The sequence below is a fragment of the Streptomyces phaeofaciens genome (assembly GCF_014648915.1).
GTDB classification, from domain to species: Bacteria; Actinomycetota; Actinomycetes; order Streptomycetales; family Streptomycetaceae; genus Streptomyces; species Streptomyces phaeofaciens.
The window spans coordinates 270,250-287,657 of record NZ_BMSA01000009.1; the positions used below are offsets into that span (position 1 = coordinate 270,250).

Here is a 17,408-nt window from a genome sequence, read left to right on the forward strand (position 1 = left end):
AGTTCCTGTCGGCGGCGCGGACCGCTGTCGTCGCTGATCCCGCGCCGGCGGGGCGGCCGGGCGGCCGGTGCCGACATACGCGCACCGGCCCCCGTCCCCTGTCGTGCCGTCAGAGGCGTGCACCGTACGGCCCCCTCGGGGTGGCCCCGGCAGGCGGCCGCCACCAGATTGGGCTGGGTGTCCGCCCCCCCCACGAGAGGGTCCTGAATCGTGCGCGCCCAGTCACTGACCCTGGCCGCGGCCTGTCTCGCCCTGCTGGCCCCGACCACCTCATCCGTCGCAGCCCGCCAGTCCCCGGGTGCCCTGGGGGCCCCGGTGTCGCGGCAGGAGGGTTCCGTGCGCGCCGCCGACCTCCTGGCCCGCGTCCGTGGCTGCGTCCCCGTCTCCCGCGGGCGCTACCGCACCGACGACGGCACGCCCGCCACCGTTCCCGTCTGCGGCACCCCCGAGGCGGTCTTCTGGACGGCCGACATGGACATCGACTGCGACGGCCGCCCCGGCCGGTACTGCAACGCCACCACCGACGCGCTGTTCTCCGACGCCACCGCCTTCACCCAGTCCGACGGCCGCTACCTGAGCGCCGAGACGCTGCCGTACATCGTGGTGCCCGGGGTGAGCGCCATCTGGAACCACCGCGACCACGGGGTGCGTGGCGGCTCGGTCGCGGCGGTCGTGTACCGCGACCGGGTGCAGTACGCGGTCGTCGGTGACGTCGGACCGACCGGGATCATCGGCGAGGCGTCGTACGCCACCGCCAAGGCCCTCGGCATCCGGGCCGACCCGCACGGCGGCGGCACGCCCTCCGGGGTCACGTACATCGTCTTCAAGAACTCCCGGGCGACACCGATCGAGGATCATGCCTCGGCCGTGGCGGTGGGCGAGCGGCTGGCCCGGCTGTTCGTCCAGGGGGCGGCGCAGCCGGCGCGCGGGCCGGGGGCCCGGAAGTCGCGGCAGGAGGGCGGCGCGGCGGCGAGCGAGGAGCCCGCGCTTCCCGGCGCCGAGGAGGAGGCCGCTCGGGCGGCCGAGGAACCGGACGCCGACGCGGGGGACTCCGCGACGGACGTCGACCCGGACTCGGACCCGGAGTCGGACCTGGCGTCGGACCCGGCGTCGGACCCGGCGTCGGACCTGGCGTCGGACCCGGAGTCGGACCCGGAGTCGGACCCGGAGTGGCTGGAGGACACCGAGGGGGCGGAGGCGACTGAGGAGGGGTGACCCGGGAGGACCGGGGCGGAGCGGACCGGGGGCGGCCGTCCGCCCCGCCCCCGGCGCTCACACCGCCGACCACCCGTCGTCCACCGGCAGGATCACCCCGTTGATGTTGCTCGCCGCGTCCGAGGCGAGGAACACGATCGCGGCGGCCTGCTCCTCCGCCTCGGCCAGCCGTCCGACGTTGACGAAGTGCGGGCCGAGGGCCGTCGGACCGTGGGCGCCCTGCTCGGCATCCACGACGATGGCCGTCTTCGTCCCGCCCGGCGCGATCGCGTTCGCGCGTATGCCCTTGCCCCGGTACATCACGGCCAGCGACTTGGTCAGGCCCACCACGCCGTGCTTGGACGCCGTGTACGCCGCGCCCGCCGCACTGCCCCGCAGCCCCGCCTCGGAGGCGGTGTTGACGATCGCGCCCCGCCCGGCGGCCAGCATGTGCGGCAGTACCGCGCGGGTGAGCAGGAAGGGGGCGGTCAGGTTGACCCGGATCACCCGCTCCCACTCCGCGTCGCTCACGTCGGCCGCCGCCGACATCCGGTCCATGATCCCGGCGTTGTTCACCAGCACGTCCACCCCGCCGAAGCGCTCCACCGCCGTGGCGGTCACCCGGTCGACGACCTGCTGATCGCTGAGGTCCCCGGTGACGGCGACGGCCGTGCCGCCCGCTTTCCGGATCTCCTCGACGACGGCCCGCGCGCCCTCCGCGTCGAGGTCCGCCACCAGGACCCGGGCTCCCTGCGCGGCGAAGGCCAGGGCCGTGGCGCGTCCGATGCCCGAACTCGCTCCGGTGACGATGACGCTGCGGCCGTCCGGTCCAGTGGTCATGCGGTGCTCCTAGATTCCGTGCGCGGTGCGCTGGGGGGTGTCGAAGTGGAATGTCGAAGTAGGGGCCGAACCCCGGTGGAGCCCCACCCTACGACTTAATGTCTGTGAGTGACATAAAGTCATGGTGAAGAATTTGCGGCACAAGGAGTTCAAGGAGTTCAAGGAGTTCAACGAGTTGAACGAGTTGAACGAGTTGAACGAGTTCCCGTGAACGGTGACCGAGACCGGAGGACTGGATGACCGCATCCCGTGGACGCACGGGCCGACCGCCCCTGACCGAGGAGCGCAAGGAGGAGATCCGGCTGGAGATCGCGCGCGCCGCGGTGGACCTGTTCGTGACGCAGGGCGTCGTGGCCACCACCGGCGAGCAGATCGGCGAGGCCGTCGGCGTCTCGGCCCGGACCGTGTGGCGGTACTTCCCGAGCAAGGAGAGCTGCGTACGCCCGCTCCTGACGGCCGGTATCGACGCGATCGCGGCCCGGCTGCGGGCATGGCGGCCGGGCAGCCCCCTGGGCGAGGCCTTCGCCGCGCACCTGGACGCCGACCAGCGCCTCGTCGGCGGGCCCGACCCCACCACCGTCGGCGCGCTGGTCCGGCTGACCCGCACCGAACCAGGACTGCGCGCCGTCTGGCTCCAGACCTACGACGAGGCCGAGCCGGCGTTCGCCCGCGCCCTCGCCGAGCGCGCCGGACTGCCGGCCGACGACCTCCGGCCGGCCATCCGGGCGGCGATGTTCAACGCGGCCCTGCGCGCCGCCGTGGAGCAGCACGCCTGGAACTCCGCCGGCACCCGCACCGACCCGGCGGCGGTACGGGCCGAACTTGCGGAGGCCATCCGCGTGGCCCTCGACCTCGCGGCCGAGGGGCTGACCTGATCCGGCGTCACACCTTCCGGTAGCCGTACGCCTCCCCGGCCGCCGCCTCCACGGCGTCCAGGTCCGCGCCGGTGGCCGCCGTGACGACCGCGGCCACCGCGCCCTCCACGAACGGCGCGTCCACCAGCCGGGCGCCTTCGGGGAGTTCGTCGCCCTCCGCGATCAGCGCCTTGACCGTGAGGACCGAGCTGCCCAGGTCGGCCAGGAGGGCGACCCCGGCACCCCGGTCCACGGCGGCCGCGGCGGCGGCGATCAGCTCCGCACTGGTGCCCACGCCGCCGCCCTCGGTCCCGCCCGCCGCGGCGACGGGCACGGCGTCGCCGCCGCCCGCCAGGCCGCGTGCCAGCTCGGCGACGGCCGTGGCCACCGCCGCGCTGTGCGACACCAGCACGATCCCGACCGGCTTGTCCAGGCTCATACGGGATCGGCCCCCGTCCCCGCACCGGCTTCGGCCAGGCCCGCGACGAGCAGCGCCGCCGAGGTGGCTCCCGGGTCCTGGTGACCGATGCTGCGCTCGCCCAGATAGCTGGCCCGCCCCTTGCGCGCCTGGAGGGGCGTTGTCGCCTCGGCGCCCTGCTCGGCGGCGGTGGCGGCGGCACCGAAACCCAGACCGGCGTCGAGGGCATCCACCGCCGGCACCAGCGCGTCGATCATCGTCTTGTCACCGGGCGCGGCACCCCCGAGCTGCATCACGGCGTCCACCCCCGTGCGCAGCGCCTGCGTGAACTGCTCCTCGCTCACCTCGGCCGCGTCCCCGAGCGCCTTCCCGGTCCGGCGCAGCAGCGTGCCGTACAACGGGCCGGACGCGCCGCCCACCGTCGAGATGAGCTGCCGCCCGGCGAGGACGAGGACGGCACCGGGCGTGTCCGGTGCCTCCTTCTCCAAGGCCGCGGTCACGGCCCGGAAGCCGCGCCGGAGGTTGCTGCCGTGGTCGGCGTCCCCGATGGGCGAGTCGAGGGCGGTGAGCCGCTCCGCCTCGCGGTCCACGGACGCGGCGGTCGCCGTCATCCAACGGCGGAAGTGGTCGGCGTCGAGCACTGGGCCTCCTCGCGTGGTCGGTGGCTGCGCGTGCTGCCGTGGCTCACATGCCCCAGCGCAGCCCCGGTGTGCGCACCGGCGCGTCCCACAGCCGCAGCAGTTCCTCGTCGATCTGGCACAGGGTCACCGAGGCGCCGGCCATGTCGAGGGACGTCACGTAGTTGCCGACCAGGGTGCGTGCGACGGCCACCCCGCGCTCGACGAGGATCCGCTGCACCTCGGCGTTGAAGCCGTACAGCTCCAGCAGCGGGGTGGCGCCCATGCCGTTGACCAGGACGAGGACCGGGTTGCGCGGTGTCATGTCGTCGAGGATCGCGTGGACCGCGAAGTCGGCGATCTCCCCGGACGTCATCATCGCCCGCCGCTCCCGGCCCGGCTCGCCGTGGATACCGACGCCCAACTCCAGGTCGCCCGGCGGGAGATCGAACGTCGGACTGCCCTTGGCGGGCGTCGTGCACGCGCTGAGCGCCACGCCGAAACTGCGCGCGTTCTCGTTGACCTGCCGGGCGAGCGCCTCGACGCGCTCCAGCGGCTGCCCCTCCTCGGCGGCGGCGCCGGCGATCTTCTCCACGAACAGCGTCGCGCCCGTACCGCGCCGGCCGGCCGTGTAGAGGCTGTCGGTCACCGCCACGTCGTCGTCGACCAGCACCTTCGCGATCTGGATTCCCTCGTCCTCGGCCAGCTCCGCCGCCATGTCGAAGTTGAGCACATCGCCGGTGTAGTTCTTCACGACGAACAGCACCCCGGCCCCGCTGTCCACGGCCGCCGCCGCCCGCACCATCTGGTCGGGAACCGGGGACGTGAACACCTCACCGGGACAGGCCGCCGACAGCATCCCGGGGCCCACGAACCCGCCGTGCAACGGCTCGTGCCCCGACCCGCCGCCGGACACCAGGCCCACCTTCCCGGCCACGGGCGCGTCCCGCCGTACGATCACCCGGTTCTCGACATCCACGGTCAGTTCCGGATGCGCCGCCGCCATCCCGCGCAGCGCGTCCGCCACCACGGTCTCCGCAACGTTGATCAGCATTCTCATGGATACCTCCCAGGGAAAGTATCGGGGCTGACGGCGCGCGGGTCACGTGTGCGGGAGCCGACGACCGCCTCGCGGCCGGGCTCGGCCGGGTGGGGACGGCCGACGCGTGAGGGCCGCACCGGGGGTGCGGCCCTATAGGGGGTGTCTCGCCGATCATGCCGGGCTCGCGGGGTCCGGCCTGATCGACGAGACACCCCCTTGCGATGACAGGAAACGATCACGGGGAATCCGGCCGTCGGTCACGGCCTCGGTGTCACCGGTGATGCGGCGACGTCAGGTAGTGCTGCCTGAGGAGCTCCTTTCCGTAGTCGTTGCCGTTGGGGGTGCGGATGACGGAGTGGACGTGCTTCTGGGTGGCACCGCTGCCCTGCGTGGCGCCGTACGCGCCGGCCAGCGGACCCGGGGCCTGGCAGTCGACCTCGATCCAGACGACGGGGCTGTGCACGCGGACGTAGAAGGCGTCGTCGTCGCCGGTGCCGCCCGCCCAGGTGACATAGGTGTCGTCGAGGTGCTTGCGGACCTCGGCCAGCTTCGCCTTGGCCACATCGGCCTTGGCACGGCCGGCGAAGGCCTGGACGATGCCGAGGAGCCTGGTCCTCTGGGCGCCGGTCAGGGCGTTGCCGCGGATGCCGGTGTACTCCTGGACGGCGTTGTCGGAGAACGCGCCGGCCTTCATCGACTCGTTGGACTTGGTCGTCGACTCGACGGCGACGGCCCGCTGGGCGTCGGTCAGGGAGTTGATGAAGGCGAGCCCGGCCACGACCTCCTCGTGGCAGACGGTCACCGTCTCCCCGTCGATCTCCATCGAGGTCGGCTCCGAACCCCAGAAGCAGGGGCTCATGACGACCTGGTCGCCGAGGACGAAGTAGTTGATGACGAGGTGGTGGCCGTCGAACTGGAAGCCCCAGGGCTCGTCGGCCGAGGGCGTGCCCATCACGGTCCAGTAGTAGGCGTCCTCGTTGAACGAGTCCGTGTTGTCGATCGCCTCGCCGGCAGCCTGGTTGATCCTGCGGATCTTCTCGGTCGTCTCGAGGCCGTCCGCGCTCAGCGCCGACTTCAACAGGGCGGTGCCGAGGGCCTTCTGGTCGTCGCTCAGGTCGGCGAGGGAGACGCCCTGACGGTCGTAGGAGTCGACGTTGCTCCACAGCCGCCACTCGGTGGAGTGGACGGTGAACTGCGTCGAGGACTTCTGGGTGTCGGTGAGACCGTCCAGGAAGGCGTTCGCGGCGGCGATCACCTGCGCGGTGGCCACGCCGGTGGAGTGGATCGTGAACAGGTCGTCGATCCGCTCGCCGTCCGTGGTGAGGCCGAAGAAGTCCTCGGTGATCGACTGGTTGCCGGGGCCGCCGGCGCCGCCGCCCGGTCCGCCGCCGGGAGCGCCGCTCGGGACCGGGCTCGCCGAGGCGTCGGCCGTGTCGGTGGCGTCGTCGGCCATCGCGGCCCAGGCTCCGGCGCCGCCCATCGTCGCGACAGCCGTGGCGCCGCTGGCGAAGAAGACCTTGCGCATGAAGTTGCGGCGGCTCGCGTGAGCACGGCTGCCGGTTTCGGACTGCGGCTCCCGGGCCGTCGGCTCACCGGTGTCGAGCTCGGTCATCGTCGCTGATTCCCTTCGTCATGGGCACATCCACGCTGGACGGCCGCCCGGTGATCACTGTGGGGCAGCGAACTGAGGCAGGCCTTAAGCGGAGCCCGCACGCCGTTCGACGACGGCCCGCGGGGCGCCGGGGAAGCAGCCCTGAGCTGCGTCTCTGTGAGAGTGCTTAGAGTCCTGGCACGCGTGCCGACGGCGTCGTACGGCGGTGCCGTACGACGATGCCGTGGCGGTGTCACATCCGGGTGGGGAGCGTCACGGAGAACTCGGTGCGTCCCGGCTCGCTCGCCACCTCGATGCGGCCCCCGTGCGCCTCGGTGATGGCCGCGGCGATGGCCAGGCCGAGGCCCGAACCGCCCTCCTGGCCCGGCGTGCGGGAACGGGAGACGTCGGCGCGGGTGAAGCGCTCGAAGATCGTGGGGAGGAGCTCGGGCGGGATGCCCGGACCGTCGTCGCGCACGCGGATCACCCAGCGGGGGTAGCCCGGGGCGCCGGCGGTCTCCACGGTGACGGTGATCCTCGTGCCGGCGGGTGTGTGCACCCGGGCGTTGGCCAGGAGGTTGGCCACCACCTGGTGGAGCCGCGACGCGTCCGCGACGAGCGACACCGGTCCGTCGAGGCGCAGCGCGAGCCGCCAGTCGTGCCGGCCGCCCGCGGCCTGCGCGTCCCAGACCGCCTCGGCGACCAGCGTCGCGAGGTTCACCTCGGCGAACTGGAGCGGCCGTCCCTCGTCCAGGCGGGCGAGCAGCAGCAGATCCTCCACGAGGTCGGTCATCCGGGCGGACTGGGCGGAGACCCGGTGCCAGGCCAGCTCCGGTTCGATGGTCCGTTCGCCGCCGTCCCCGTGCCGCCCGCCGCCGTTCATGTACTCGGCGTAGCCGGCGATCGAGGCGAGCGGTGTGCGCAGTTCGTGGCCGGCGTCGGCGAGGAACCGGCGCATGCGCTGCTCGGTGCGCCGGCGTTCGGCGAGCGAGGCCTCGACGTGGTCGATCAGACGGTTGAGCGCGGCGCCGACCTGGCCCGTCTCGGTGCCCGGGTCGGTGTCGCGGTCGGCGACCCGGCCGAGCGCGGCGACCTCGCCGCGGTCCAGCGGTACCCGCGAGACGTCGGCCGCGGTGGCCGCGACCCGGCCGAGGGGGCGCAGCAGCCGCCGTATGACGACCGTGGAGGCGCAGGCGGCGGCCGCCAGTCCGACGGCGGCGATCACCCCTTCGACGACGACCAGCCGGTCGATCACCCGCTGGACGTCGGCCGTCGGCAGCCCGGCCAGGACGGGGACCCCGTCGCCGCCGAGGGCGGTCACCCGGTAGGTGCCCAGACCGGGGACGGTACGGGTGTGCAGGGTTCCGTCGGGGGTGATCCCCTTCAGCGCGGCGCGCTGAGCGGTGGTCAGGACCCGCTGCCGGCCGTCCTCGGTCACCACCTCCGCGGCGATGATCTCTCCGTCGGCGAAGCGGGCCGCCAGGGTGCCGGTCGGCTGCCCGCGTTCGTTGAGGAAGCCGAGGTCCGTAGCGTCGCCCGTCCGGCGCTGGAGCCCGCCCTGGCTGCGCTCGGCGGCGTCGGTGACACGCTTGTCCAGATCGCCCAGCAGATGGACGCGCTGGACGAGCACCGTCGTGAGCGCCATCGCCGCGCACACGACGACCAGGGTGACGGAGACGAACAGCACCAGGCGCACGCGCAGCGACCGCCGGCCCAGACCGCCCCCGGTGCCGCCCCCGTCGCCGTTGCTCGCGCCCTGCCGCTCGCTCATGCCCGCGCGTCCGTGGCTCTGATCGCGTACCCCACACCGCGCACGGTCCGGATCATCGGCGCCCGCCCCTTGTCGATCTTGCCGCGCAGGCCGTGGATGTAGACCTCGACCAGATTCCCCTCGCCGTCGAACGAGGCGTTCCACACGTGGTCGAGGATCTGCGCCTTGCTGAGCACCTGATGCGGATGGCTCATCAGGAACCGCAGCAGGTCGAACTCCTTGGTGGTCAGGGAGACCGGCGTCCCGGCACGCTGCACCTCGCGGGTGTCCTCGGCCAGGACCAGATCACCCAGCACCCGTACGGCTCCGCGGTCGGACGGGTCGGCGGGGCCCGCGCGGCGCATCAGCCCGCGCAGCCGCAGCATGACCTCCTCCAGGGAGAAGGGCTTGGTCACGTAGTCGTCCGCGCCGGCCGACAGCCCGTCGAGCCGGTGTTCCAGCGCGTCGCGTGCGGTGAGCATCAGGACGGGCAGCCGGGTGTTCTCGCTGCGCAGCCTGCGGAGCACCTGCACCCCGTCGAGGTCGGGCAGCATCCCGTCCAGGACGACGACGTCCGGAGCGCAGTCACGCGCGATGCGCAGCGCGCTGCGTCCGTCCGACGCGGGGAAGGATCGCCACCCCGCCTCGGTCACGGCAGCGCAGAGCAGCTCGGTCAGCTCGGGCTCGTCGTCGACGATCAGCACGCGCACCGTGCCGTCACGGGTATCGGGGGCACCAGACATGCGCCGACCTTCTCTCAGCCGGCCATGAGAATCGTGTGCGAGACCTGAGCGTGCGCCGTGCGCCCGCGGGGGGCGCCGTGACCGCGGGTCCCGGCGCCCGATCCGCTCTCTCACTTCAGGTAGGGGCCGTCACCCCCGATCTTGCCGGGGCCGTTCAGTACGTACACCCGCAGGTTGCCCTGGCCCGGGGCCGACACGGACAGGGTGCCTCCGGTGACGGTCTTCGTGTCGCCGGTCACCGCGTCGGTGTAGGTGCCGTTGGGGATGCCGGTGTAGGTGGCGGCGCCGGTGACCGTGACCAGCGCGAAGCTGTCCGTGCCGGTGGCGGTGTAGCGGCGCTTGAAGGCCATCTGGCCGGTGATGCCGTCCGTGGAGTACTGGCCCATCTGGAGCGCCGGGACGGCCCGGCGGATCTGGTTGAGCCGCTGGAGGTGTCTGACGAGGGGCTGCGCGAGGGTCGTGGCGACCTCGCCGCTCGCACTGGCGACCGTACCGAAGTCCGAGGCGGTGACCGAGCCTGCGAGGTGGTCGCCGTAGTACGCGCGGCCGGTGCCGGCCAGGGGGCAGGTCGGGCCGCAGTCGATCTGCTTGCCCTTCTGGAACTCGATCTCCGAGCCGTAGTAGAGGGTCGGGATGCCGCGGAAGGTCCACATCAGCGACATGTTCTCGGCCCAGGCGTCGGTGCCGCCGCTGTAGCGGTTGCTCGACTTGTTGGGTCCGTAGTCGTGGCTGTCCACGTAGACGACGTTGTAGGTGGCGTCGTTGACGCTGTCGTCGGAGTCCTTGCCGTTGTTGTAGGCGTTCTGCGCGTCACCGAAGTTCATGTGCATACGCATGTCGATGATGTTCATCCCGGAGAATCTGCTGTGGTCCGGGGTGTGGTAGCTGTTGCCGCTGAGGAAGGCGTTCGTGGAGGTCGGCTGGTTGCCGGTGCCGAGGCCGTTCTCGTAGTCGTACTGTTCGAGGGCCGCCGTCGCGTCGTCCGCGCTGTACTCCTTGCGTTCCTTCCAGGTGTAGAACTGCGCCGAGTGGTTGACGGAGCCGCGGTTCCACTTGTCGTTGACGAAGGCGGCGACCTCGCCGAAGACGAAGAAGTTCTGCGCGGCCGTGGTGCCGAACCTCTGGGTGACCCGTTCGTGGATGGCGGGCAGGAAGCGGCGGTTCCAGGTGACCCGCGGGATGTGGACGGCCGTATCGACGCGGAAGCCGTCGACGCCCATGTCGATGTACTTGTCGTACGCGCCGATCAGGTAGTTCTGCACCGGCGTCGACTCGGTGTTGAAGTCGGCGAGGTCCTCGTGCAGCCAGCAGGAGCGGGAGTCCTCGCCCTCCCAGTTGCCGATCCAGCACTGGTGGTAGTACGCTTTCGGGAACATGCCCGAAGTCGGGCTGGGCCACTGGCAGTTGTAGAGGGTGTAGCCCTCCGCGCTCTTGCCGCCGGTCGGGACACCCCAGTTGACGCAGGTGTTGCCGGTGGGCTCGGCGGTGGACCACAGATCGCCGTTGTAGTACGACTTCCCGGACTTGGGCTCCACGGTCAGGCCGTCGTACTCGAAGCCGTCGTTCTTCTCGTCGTAGTACCAGCTCCACTGGCTGTCGCGGACGCCGTACACGGTCGGGGTGAACAGGCCCTTGGCGCCCCAGCGGGAGCTGTGGTTGTAGACGACGTCCTGGTAGATCTTCATGCCCTTGGCGTGGGCCGCGTTGATCAGGTCCTGGTAGGAGGCGCCGGCCGACGTAAGGCGCGGGTCGACCTTGTAGAAGTCGTAGCCGTGGTAGCCGTGGTAGTCGTAGTCCGAGCGGTTGAGGACCACCGGGGTGATCCAGACGGCGGAGAAGCCGAGCGCCTTGATGTAGTCGAGCTTCTCGACGAGCCCCTTGAAGTCCCCGCGGAACATCGGGTCGGCGTTCGCCGCGTTCCCGGACTTCACGTGCTGGCTGCCGCCCCGGTTGTTGGAGCTGTCGCCGTCGTAGAAGCGGGCGGTGAGGACGAAGTAGATCGGGTCCTTGCGGGGATCGGTGCCGAGCGGGGTGCCCGCGTCCGGGGCCGGGGCGTTCTCCCCGGTGGTCGCGCTCGCCGCCGCGGAGGCCGGGGAGGTGTTCCCGGCCGCGTCGACGGCCTTCACCGTGTAGGTGTACGTGGTGTTCTCCGCCAGGCCCGAGTCGGTGTACACGGTGGAGGAGACGTCCGTGACGACCGTGCCCGAGGTGCCGCCCGTGCGTGTGACCTGATACTTCGTCACGCCCGTGTCGTCGGTGGCCGCGTCCCAGCTCACCACGATCGAGGTGCCGGTGGCGGCCGCCTCGACGTTGCCGGGTGCGCCCGGTGCCTCGGTGTCGGGCTCCTGCGCCGCGCAGGGGTCGGTGGCGCCGGTGGTGAGCACCCGGTCCTTCACCGTCGTCGTCCCGGTGGGGATGGTGTAGTCGGCGCTGTTGTTGTTGTCCCAGACGCCGTTGCCGTTGTTGAAGGCGGCCTTGAGCGAGGTGGCGGTGCCGATGTCCAGCGTCCGCTTCCACCAGCCGGTGCAGGCGGCCTCCATGCCGATGCCGGGGACGGTCGTCCAGGAGCCGCCGGCGGGGGCGTAGTGGATGTTGGCGGTGGTCCAGCCGGTGCTTGCGGTCGAGTAGTAGACGGTCGCCTGGTTACCGGTGCCGCCGCCGGTGTCGGCGCACGGATCGCTGTGGGCGATCACCCCGTCCTTGACGGTGATCGTTCCGGTGCCCAGGGCGTAGTTCGCGCCGCCGTTGTTGTCCCAGGTGCCGCTGCCGTTGTTGAAGGTGGCCGCAAGGCCGGCGGCCGAGCCGAGATCGACGGTCTTCTTCACCCAGTCCGTGCAGGCGGCCTCCATCAGGGTGCCGGGGACCGTGGTCCAGGAGCCGCCGTCGGGGGCGTAGTGCAGATAGGTGCTCGGCCAGTTCTTGGTCTTCGTGTAGTAGAAGACGGTTGCCGTGTTCGTCGTGTCCGCGACGGTCCGCAGGGGGACGGACCGGGGCCCGGACGGAGTCGTGAGCAGCCCGAGCACGCCCGCCGCGACCAGGGCGAGAGCGAGTGGGCGGCGTCGTGGGTGGGAGCGTCTGCCACGCCGTGGCGGCGTGCTGGAGGTGTGTTGCATGGCCTCTCCTGAAGCGGCTGCGGAGGTGGGGAGGTGCAGCAGGAAGCGCTGTGAAAGAACATCCGGCAACTTCCTGAAAGGGCTTGCAGTCGCAGAAGCTACAGGGGCATGACAACCACGTAAAGGGAAGTCACCGGGGGACCTCGGGGCCGCTCGCGGGCGAACTGCTCGCCGGCCCGGACGCCGCAGTACGGTACCGGGCGGCCCACCTGCTCGCGGTGCTCGACCGGCCGACCGCCATCGGCTGGTGGCGTGGGCCGTCCGGCGCCGCCTCGGTGGCGCCGGTGGTGAGCACCCGGTCCTTCACCGTCGTCGTCCCGGTGGGGATGGTGTGCGGACCGGGACCAGGGTGCCGTCCACGATCCACAACCGGTCCGCCGCATCGGCAGTGCGAGAGACGGGCTCAAGCGCCGGCAGCGGACCAAGCCGCTGGATGACCCGGCAGACGGTGGAGGAAGAGACGCCAAGCAGCGGCCCCAACTGCCGCATCGTCAGGTTCGTGCGGTAGTACACCGCAACCATCAGCACCCGCTCGGCCAACGGCAACGACCACGGCCGGCCCAGCAGCGTGCCGTTGCCACCCCGCTCCCGCACCACCTTCAACAGACCCGAAAACTGCATCATTCGCAGCCCCGTGAACGTCTCCACCCACACCCGCTCAGCGCGTAAGACCCCGGCCATACCAAGGAGATGCCCAGCTCAGAGCCTTGTGCAACACCCTTTAGCGGGCGCTCCACGGCTGACGGATCGAGATTAGTTCTTGGCGGCTCCGAGGGACTATGGACGGGCCGGGTCCGATGACGGTGAAGCCGGACATGAGCTTGGTCAGCAGGGCATCAGCAGGGCCTTCAAGGGCCGCTGGCAGCGACCTCGTACTGCAGGCTCTGGACGGCGGCGAGAGCGGAGACCAGCGCGCCGAGTTAGGAGGTCTGCAGGAGTGTCAGGTACACGTGCTGCCGGTTCCGGCAGTAGTCCACGGCGGCACGCGCGGTCGCAGGCTTTACTGACATACCGCCGCCCCGACACCTGCGTCGGTGCCGTTTTGAGAGCGCCGTAGGCGTTACGTGGTGGAGGTTGTACGAAAGTGGCATGACGGTGAGACAACTTGCTTGTTGTGTGTGCCGATCAATCTTGAGGCCACTACGTGGAGCTGCCTACCCAGAGAGCCTGTCCGCGCCAATCCCTATGCTTGAACGCATGAGTGTTCCAGTAAATGAGGGGCTGACCTTGGGGGTTGTCAGCGAGATCGTCGAGAGGAAGATCCTGACCGACACGGTGAGGATCTCCCGGCCGGGTGAACCGGTGTTCAACCCGGACACCGGCCAGTACGAGCCGGGTCCGCCTGTCACGGTGTACGACGGGCAGGGCGGGGTGTTCTCCGACTGCGCTACGGGCGTACCGTGCTCGCCACCGCGCGGTGGCGACTGGGGCCCGCGGAGCTGCCCGGCCGCGACAGCACGCAGGGCGAATGGGATGTGGCGCTGGACGACTGGAGGACCCGACGGCGGACGCCGCAACGGGTGTTCCTGGCCGAGGACGACCGTCGCCCGTGCCTCGACCTGGACCAGGCCGGGCACCGCTCCCTGCTGCGCCAGCACCTGAACCGTGACCGACCAGCGCTCCTCGTTGAAGCCCCGAGACGCGGCGCATACGGCTGGTGCGGTGATCGCGCGCACGAGGTCGTCGTGCCAGAACGAGGCGCGGCCATCGCGATCATCAGGCCGGGCGTAACCGCCCAGCGACTGGGTGACAGCTCGTCCTGGCTCACCCCCGCTCGCGCGGGGATCACGCCACCCTGCGGCTCGACAACCAGGACGGCCGCGGGGAAGTGCGGGGGAGTTCCCCGCGTGAGCGGGGGTGAGCCGATGGGCACCGGTACCACCACCCAGGACCGGGCGAGTTCCCTGCACGAGATGCTGGGGGTGCCTGCTACTGACCTGCGGCTTCGATACCTGGTGCGGTGGCTGGCAACTCGACCGCACGCCACTGCTGTTGACCGTGACTGAGCCCTGCATCTGGCACGAATCGCAGTCGACAACAGTCAGCCACGACGGCGGGGCGCGCCGACCGACCACGCACGCGTGTGCCTCGCTGCACCGTACCGGCCTCAGCCACGCTGCCATGCCGTCGTCCAGAGCAAGCCGCGTCGGCGGAAGAGTGGCGGTGAGACCTTGGGTGAGGACCTCTTCGTCCCGAAGCAACTTGAGTTGGGGCGCTGCCCAAGCCTGGTATGGCACTCACCTGCGCTGATGGTCCGCTGACGTTCGCGGTCGTCCGCCGGTGTTTGTCGGCGTTGTCACGCAGTTAGACACTCACCGCTGATGCGTCCTGGAGGTGTTTGCGGAGGAGCAGCATCTGATCCGCAGCTCTAAGTGGATCGGTCAGCGTCGGTATCTATCTGCTGTACGGTCTGAGCGACTTCACGCGCCCCGGCGAGGCTGTTGCGGCTGTTCAAGGTGTAGGGGTGCGTGTCGCCCAGGACCTGCTCGCACCGGGCGAGGCTGGCCTCCAGCAGAGAAATGGCTCGTCCCAGATCCCCCGCCGACTGGTAAGCGAGCGCCAGGTCTTTGCTGGAGGCCAGGGTGTAGGGGTGGGTGTCGCCCAGGACCTGCTCGCACTGGGCGAGGGTGGCTTCCATTAGGGGGATGGCTCGTCCCAGGTCCCCCGCCGACTGGTAGGAATTGGCGAGGTTGTGGCGGCTGATCAGGGTGGCTGGGTGGGTGTCGCCCAAGACCTGCTCATGCTCGGCGAGGGTGGCTTCCAGTAGAGGGATGGCTCGTACCAGGTCCCCCGCCGATTGGTAGGCGTAGGCGAGGTTGTGGCGGCTGGCTAGAGTTTCTGGGTGGGTGTCGCCCAGGGCCTGCTCGCGCTGGGCGAGGGTGGCCTCGTGCAAAGCGATGGCCCTTCCCGGATCCCCCGCGTCACGGTAGGCCTCGGCGAGGTTGTTGCGGCTGGTCAGAGTGTCTGGGTGGGTGTCGCCCAGGGCCTGCTCGCACTGGGCGAGGGTGGCCTCCAGCAGAGGGATGGCCCGTTCCAGATTGCCCGCCGACTGGTATGCGAGGGCGAGGTTGATGCGGTTGTTCAGGGTGTCGGGGTGGGTATCGCCCAGGCTCTGCTTGCACTGGGCGACAGTGGCCTCCAGCAGAGGGATGGCCCGCGCAGTGTGGCCTTGCTGGTGTAACCGTTCCGCCGCAGACTCGTACGCATCAACAAGTTGTGTATTGTGGTGTTCGGGCGGGCTGGTGGCGGCGAGGGTGACGAGGTGGGGTGTGAAGGTGTCCAACTGGTCCTCGGTGGGGGTGTCCTGACCCGGCAGCGGGGTCAGGCTGTGGAGGATTGCTTGTTCGGCGCGATTGCGTCCTTGCACGTGCCGGAGCGGCTGGGTGCCATCGGTGTTCTGCGGGGCGCGTAGGACGGCCTGGACCAGGCGGTGGACGCTGAGGGTAGTGCCGGTGTCGGTGACCATGCTGTACGCGGTGAGAGTTCCGATGGCTTCGGCGATGTCGTCCGGGTCGGTACCGGGAGGGGTGAGCAGGCTGTGAGGGATGTCGTCGGGTGCCAGCCAGGCTGAGGTGTGCAGCAATTCCACGGCCAGCGGATCGACCATCCCCAAGGTGTGGAGGGTGACGTTCCAGATGCGGGCGAGGGTGCTTTCGGTGTTGGTGCCGCGGGCGGTCTTGGCAAGTTTGGTGTCCAGGCGGCGGCGGTAGGAGTCGAGGCTGACGCCACGGTTCTGGGCCAGGTAGGCGCCAGCCTGTTTGATCGCCAGAGGGAAGTACCCCAGCTTGCTGGCAAGGGACCGGGCCTCAGCTTGTTGGCGGGGCGTCGGGCCGGTCTCCTTGAACACGAGCCGGCACAGCAGGGCGGTGGCATCGTCGGGGTCGAGGTTGCCGAGGGTCAGGGTGGTGGCGCTGTCGGGCCAGCCAGTGGTGAGGCGGCTGGTGGCAAGGTGATGGCCCCGGTGGAGGGCGCCGGTGTAGGGGGCGAGATCGTCCGGGTTCTCCACGTTGTCGTAAACCAGCAGCCAGCCCGAATGCCAGGCGAGCCACTGCATCGCCCACGCCACCTGTGCCGAACGCTTGGCTGTGGTGGCCCAGTCTGGCAGTAGGGCCTGGGTGAGGCTCGCAAGGGAGGTCTCGATCTCGTCGGGAGATGCTGCGTTGATCCACCAGATGAGGGTGTAGTCGCCGCGGTGGCGGTGGGCGTAGTGCAGGGCGAGCGTGGTCTTGCCAATCCCGCCCAGACCGTGCACCGTCCCGCTCTGTGTGATCGCACTCTCATGCCGACTGGTCAGGATGTGCCTCAGACGGCCAAGTTCCTCGTCCCGTCCCAGGCAAAGTGCGGCCGGAGGCAGGTTCGAGGTGCCCGGTGCAGCGGTGACCTTCTCCGGTGAGTGCAGGGCCTCGGAGGGGAGCACGTCACCGCTGATCGCAGTACCGATGTTCTGAGCGGCAATCGGCCTCTGCCCGGCCGCCTCGATCCGCAGCCGGGACTCGTCGTCGGTGTTCATGGACGTGGCGCGGTGTGACCGTCACCGGTGATCGCGGTACCGATGTGCTGAGCTGCGATCGACCGCTCACCGGACGCCGTGATGGTGACCGAACCCGCGGCTTGCGCAGGCAGCATCGCGGCCAGTTCCGCCCGCAGTTCGGCATCATCCTGCAACGCGCGCCGAAGCAGCCTTCCCAGCACGGCCGCTGTATAGGACTCATCCTGTTCGTCAGCGGCCTCGTTCACCACGCGTTCCAGTTCGGCCTGGCCGGCCTCGTCCCGGCGCCGCCACACCGCCTGAAGGATGCGCTGCCCGAGCGCCACTGTGGCGTCCGCGGCTGTGCCCTCAGCCCGAGTGAGAACGGCCGCTCCGAACGCACTGACCGCAGTCGTCAGATATGGACCCGCCTGCTCGACCAACTGCACGATCTCAGCACTCACTTGTCCCCCGACCTACGCGGCTCCCGAAGGCACCAGCGTAGAAAAGCCAGACTCCTGATGAGGCCAAAACACCCGAACCACCCACAGCAGTGAAGCTTTCCGCCACCCGCAGTCGGCAAGCGCCCGCTGGCTGGAATTGCGAGCCTCCAGCGTGGCCGCCTTTCCCAACCCACTACTCTCCCCGCCCCATCCCCTCTCTCAGGGCCGATGACCTGAGCAAGCCGCGAGGGTCGGCGCGGAACGATGGCTCGGGAGCCATCAGCTTGGGAAGCTGCGGGCATTTGAGGCTGATTCTTGCCCTGGCCTGGGGAAAC

The 17,408-nt window shown here is 70.4% G+C and carries 11 protein-coding genes and 4 pseudogenes; 4 read left to right on the top strand and 11 right to left on the bottom strand.

Annotation, left to right across the window (positions count from 1 at the left end):
* Nucleotides 1–210 precede the first annotated feature (210 nt).
* Nucleotides 211–912, top strand: a pseudogene (locus IE275_RS17825) (glycoside hydrolase family 75 protein); the annotation flags it as partial.
* Between the two features lie 360 nt (nucleotides 913–1,272).
* On the opposite strand, the gene IE275_RS17830 reads toward IE275_RS17825, so the two are convergent.
* Nucleotides 1,273–2,034, bottom strand: coding sequence for an SDR family NAD(P)-dependent oxidoreductase (locus IE275_RS17830; protein ID WP_189712305.1), 762 nt, complete (start codon nucleotides 2,032–2,034; stop codon nucleotides 1,273–1,275).
* A 236-nt stretch (nucleotides 2,035–2,270) separates the two neighbouring features.
* Here IE275_RS17830 and IE275_RS17835 point away from each other — a divergent pair, with 236 nt between their 5' ends.
* Nucleotides 2,271–2,909: a TetR/AcrR family transcriptional regulator gene (locus IE275_RS17835; protein ID WP_189712306.1), complete on the top strand. Its 639-nt coding sequence runs from the start codon at nucleotides 2,271–2,273 to the stop codon at nucleotides 2,907–2,909.
* Between the two features lie 7 nt (nucleotides 2,910–2,916).
* Here IE275_RS17835 and IE275_RS17840 read toward each other — a convergent pair whose 3' ends face one another.
* The 8 genes and pseudogenes from IE275_RS17840 to IE275_RS17875 all read right to left on the bottom strand — a co-directional run.
* Nucleotides 2,917–3,327 (bottom strand): PTS-dependent dihydroxyacetone kinase phosphotransferase subunit DhaM, encoded by a 411-nt coding sequence (locus IE275_RS17840; RefSeq protein WP_189712307.1) that lies wholly within the window; start codon nucleotides 3,325–3,327, stop codon nucleotides 2,917–2,919.
* Nucleotides 3,324–3,947, bottom strand: coding sequence for a dihydroxyacetone kinase subunit DhaL (gene dhaL, locus IE275_RS17845; protein ID WP_189712308.1), 624 nt, complete (start codon nucleotides 3,945–3,947; stop codon nucleotides 3,324–3,326). The genes IE275_RS17840 and dhaL overlap by 4 nt, the downstream gene beginning before the upstream one ends.
* A 43-nt stretch (nucleotides 3,948–3,990) precedes the next feature.
* Nucleotides 3,991–4,983 carry a dihydroxyacetone kinase subunit DhaK gene (gene dhaK / locus IE275_RS17850; RefSeq protein ID WP_189712309.1) on the bottom strand — a complete coding sequence of 331 codons (993 nt, stop codon included), beginning with the start codon at nucleotides 4,981–4,983 and terminating at the stop codon, nucleotides 3,991–3,993.
* Nucleotides 4,984–5,236: 253 nt separating this feature from the next.
* Complete coding sequence (locus tag IE275_RS17855) at nucleotides 5,237–6,577, bottom strand: DUF3500 domain-containing protein (protein WP_189712310.1); 1,341 nt, start codon at nucleotides 6,575–6,577, stop codon at nucleotides 5,237–5,239.
* 232 nt (nucleotides 6,578–6,809) lie between these two features.
* Nucleotides 6,810–8,327 (bottom strand): sensor histidine kinase, encoded by a 1,518-nt coding sequence (locus tag IE275_RS17860; protein ID WP_189712311.1) that lies wholly within the window; start codon nucleotides 8,325–8,327, stop codon nucleotides 6,810–6,812.
* Nucleotides 8,324–9,049 carry a response regulator transcription factor gene (locus tag IE275_RS17865; RefSeq protein ID WP_189712312.1) on the bottom strand — a complete coding sequence of 242 codons (726 nt, stop codon included), beginning with the start codon at nucleotides 9,047–9,049 and terminating at the stop codon, nucleotides 8,324–8,326. The genes IE275_RS17860 and IE275_RS17865 overlap by 4 nt, the downstream gene beginning before the upstream one ends.
* A gap of 110 nt (nucleotides 9,050–9,159) precedes the next feature.
* Nucleotides 9,160–12,162, bottom strand: coding sequence for a carbohydrate binding domain-containing protein (locus IE275_RS17870; protein ID WP_189712313.1), 3,003 nt, complete (start codon nucleotides 12,160–12,162; stop codon nucleotides 9,160–9,162).
* A 333-nt stretch (nucleotides 12,163–12,495) separates the two neighbouring features.
* Nucleotides 12,496–12,843: pseudogene (locus tag IE275_RS17875) on the bottom strand (helix-turn-helix domain-containing protein); the annotation flags it as partial.
* A gap of 516 nt (nucleotides 12,844–13,359) precedes the next feature.
* Between IE275_RS17875 and IE275_RS47240 the strand changes: the two are divergent.
* Nucleotides 13,360–13,479 (top strand): annotated as a pseudogene (locus IE275_RS47240) (hypothetical protein); the annotation flags it as partial.
* A gap of 62 nt (nucleotides 13,480–13,541) precedes the next feature.
* Nucleotides 13,542–13,857: pseudogene (locus tag IE275_RS45975) on the top strand (lantibiotic dehydratase); the annotation flags it as partial.
* Between the two features lie 673 nt (nucleotides 13,858–14,530).
* Here IE275_RS45975 and IE275_RS17885 read toward each other — a convergent pair.
* Entirely contained in the window at nucleotides 14,531–16,672 is a 2,142-nt protein-coding gene (locus IE275_RS17885) for a tetratricopeptide repeat protein (protein WP_189712314.1), read from the bottom strand.
* Complete coding sequence (locus tag IE275_RS17890) at nucleotides 16,669–17,094, bottom strand: hypothetical protein (protein ID WP_189712315.1); 426 nt, start codon at nucleotides 17,092–17,094, stop codon at nucleotides 16,669–16,671. Before IE275_RS17890 ends, IE275_RS17885 begins: the two co-directional genes overlap by 4 nt.
* Between the last annotated feature and the right edge of the window lie 314 nt (nucleotides 17,095–17,408).

Bases quoted from the DNA above. Each gene is read 5' to 3' on its own strand.
- IE275_RS17830 (WP_189712305.1), bottom strand. From the start codon at position 2,034: ATGACCACTGGACCGGACGGCCGCAGCGTCATCGTCACCGGAGCGAGT.
- IE275_RS17835 (WP_189712306.1), top strand. From the start codon at position 2,271: ATGACCGCATCCCGTGGACGCACGGGCCGACCGCCCCTGACCGAGGAG.
- IE275_RS17840 (WP_189712307.1), bottom strand. From the start codon at position 3,327: ATGAGCCTGGACAAGCCGGTCGGGATCGTGCTGGTGTCGCACAGCGCG.
- dhaK (WP_189712309.1), bottom strand. From the start codon at position 4,983: ATGAGAATGCTGATCAACGTTGCGGAGACCGTGGTGGCGGACGCGCTG.
- IE275_RS17855 (WP_189712310.1), bottom strand. From the start codon at position 6,577: ATGACCGAGCTCGACACCGGTGAGCCGACGGCCCGGGAGCCGCAGTCC.
- IE275_RS17860 (WP_189712311.1), bottom strand. From the start codon at position 8,327: ATGAGCGAGCGGCAGGGCGCGAGCAACGGCGACGGGGGCGGCACCGGG.
- IE275_RS17865 (WP_189712312.1), bottom strand. From the start codon at position 9,049: ATGTCTGGTGCCCCCGATACCCGTGACGGCACGGTGCGCGTGCTGATC.
- IE275_RS17870 (WP_189712313.1), bottom strand. From the start codon at position 12,162: ATGCAACACACCTCCAGCACGCCGCCACGGCGTGGCAGACGCTCCCAC.
- IE275_RS17885 (WP_189712314.1), bottom strand. From the start codon at position 16,672: ATGAACACCGACGACGAGTCCCGGCTGCGGATCGAGGCGGCCGGGCAG.